The sequence below is a fragment of the Rhizobacter sp. P3_B12 genome, assembly GCF_056402895.1.
Window position 1 is genome coordinate 1 of sequence record NZ_JBFUGN010001023.1, and the last position, 2139, is coordinate 2139.

The 2139-nt window shown below is 63.0% G+C and carries 4 protein-coding genes; all 4 read right to left on the minus strand.

All coding sequences use genetic code 11. From position 1 onward, the window contains the following. A partial coding sequence (locus AC1D01_RS31540) for a substrate-binding domain-containing protein (protein WP_477873456.1) occupies positions 1-680 on the minus strand: 680 nt, incomplete at its 3' end. A gap of 152 nt (positions 681-832) precedes the next feature. Then, positions 833-1570: a Fic/DOC family protein gene (locus AC1D01_RS31545; protein ID WP_477873457.1), complete on the minus strand. Its 738-nt coding sequence runs from the start codon at positions 1568-1570 to the stop codon at positions 833-835. Further along, positions 1563-1829 (minus strand): hypothetical protein, encoded by a 267-nt coding sequence (locus AC1D01_RS31550; RefSeq protein ID WP_477873458.1) that lies wholly within the window; start codon positions 1827-1829, stop codon positions 1563-1565. Before AC1D01_RS31550 ends, AC1D01_RS31545 begins: the two co-directional genes overlap by 8 nt. A gap of 101 nt (positions 1830-1930) precedes the next feature. Then, the coding region (locus tag AC1D01_RS31555) for a carbohydrate porin (RefSeq protein ID WP_477873459.1) at positions 1931-2139 on the minus strand (209 nt) is incomplete at its 5' end.

Below are 2139 nucleotides of genomic sequence, written 5' to 3' on the forward strand. Positions count from 1 at the left end.
GTTCTTCGTGATGATCTGCTCCATGTTCTTCTGCGCGACCTCGGGCTTCCAGCCGTGTTCTTCGTGATGATCTGCTCCATGTTCTTCTGCGCGACCTCGGGCTTCCAGCCGTCGGTGTACTCCTCGCCGACGATCTTGATGTCACCCTTCTTGACGGCGGCGTCGATCACCTCCTGCTGGCCTTCGCGCAGGAAGTTCGCGTTCGGGTCGGTCGGCGAGCCCTTGATCATCACGTAGTTGCCCTTGGGCTGGGCCTTGAAGACGGCGCGCGCCTGCAGGCGGCCGACTTCCTTGTTGTCGAAGGTGATGTAGAAGACGCCGGGCGCCTCGATCAGGCGGTCGTAGGCCACCACCGGCACCTTCTGCTTCGCGGCCTTGTTGACGGCCGGCAGGATCGCGTCCTTGTCCATCGCCAGCACGATCAGCACCTTGGCGCCCTTGGACATCAGGCCCTCGATGTCGGCCAGCTGCTTCTCGGGCGAGCCGCCGGCATCGGCGCTCACGTACTTGGCGCCGAGCTTCTCGAGCTGGGCCTTGATGGCCGCCTCGTCGGTCTTCCAGCGTTCTTCCTGGAAGTTCGACCAGCTGACGCCGACGGTGAGCTGCGCCTGGGCGGCGGTGCTGAGGGATCCGAAAGCGAGCGCGAACGCGACGGCGCCCAGGGTGTGCTTGAACTGCATGTCTCTCTCCTGTCTTGTGGGGGTCTGTCTTGTGGGAGCATCACTTCGGCCGCCGGCGGGCGCAAGTTGGGCCGCGTCGACATAGTTTGAGTGACGAACGAAATGTGACTTCTCGCGGCCAAGCCCACATCGGGAGAAGCCCTGAGCCGCGGTCAAGCGGCTCCGGACTGGTAACCCTTTTTTCTTTCGCGGTCGAACTGGTCGTACTTTCTCGCGATCGCTTCATCACCGAAATTGCCTTCGACCCGATCCAGGGAGGGCAGTCCGTCGAGCCCCTCAAGAGACGGCGCAACCTGCGTCCAGATGGAGCGATCCTGACGCGGACCGATGTAGCGCAACAGGTAGTCATCGAGGATGCGCTTGCCGGGGGAAGCAATCTCGTCGCTCAGTGCCCGCAGATACTCGGGCTTGCGCGTCCCGTGCCAGTCGATGGAGAAGTCTGCACGATGGCACAACTCCGCATGCACGATCAGCATCGTTCGACCATTTCCGTCCAGAAATGGGTGCCCGTAGGCAAAGAGCCCCATCACCAAGCCCGGCGCTTCGCTCATCCTCTTGTTGTCGTGCCCCAGGCGAAGTCCTTCTTCGACAGCCAAGCGAGCAGAGGCCGGGTGCGAGAACAAGGTCTCCCCCTTGGAGATGGCACATTCCGGAGCCACGACAAGGCGATCCTGTCCGGCCCACGGATAGAGGCCCCGAAACAGGAGCCGGTGGACTTCGAGGAAGTCCGCATAGGCGACGCTCGGAAGCTTCGCGAGAAACGCCACCGCATCAGGCAGATTGGCGCGGAAAAGCTCGTGCTCGACACGCTTCACGATCCGCAGATCCTTCTCGCCTGCGGAATTGCGGAGATAACCCGCGGTCGCGAAATCCTTGAAGGGGTCAAACACCCTTCCTCTCCCTCAGGTGGTTGACGAGCAAGGCGGTCATCTCACTGTCCGTGACCTTGTGGGCTCGCTTCAATGCCACCAGCAGGTCCGCGGTTTCATCGGACTGCACGTCATCGCCGGCAAGTCGGGTCGCCGCTTCAGCCCACTCGTCTGCAAAGGTCCTTGTGTAGGAGACCCGATGCTGACGGGCGAGGTCCACAACGTACTGACGCACGCTGACGCTCGACTGGTGCGGCACGGTGTCGGTGCGAGGCTTCATCTCTGGCGCCTTCGAACAGGAAAGGCTTCATTCTACGGAGGCGCTGCAATAAAAAGGGCCCCGCAGGGCCCTTCGAAAGGAGTCGTCAGCAGGTCCGTCGATCAGAACCAGATCTCGGCCTGCGCACCATAGGACGTGCCCTTGGTGTCGCCGTTGGCGCGGTTGGTGACGCCGGCGCCGCCGTTCTCGGCCGCGTTGGCGGCCGCGTTCCACTTGGCCGTGGTCACGTACAGGCGCAGTTCCGGACGGTTCCAGAAGCCCGGGCCCGTCGACAGCGTCGGCGCGAACGTCAGCTTCGCCAGCTTCTGCG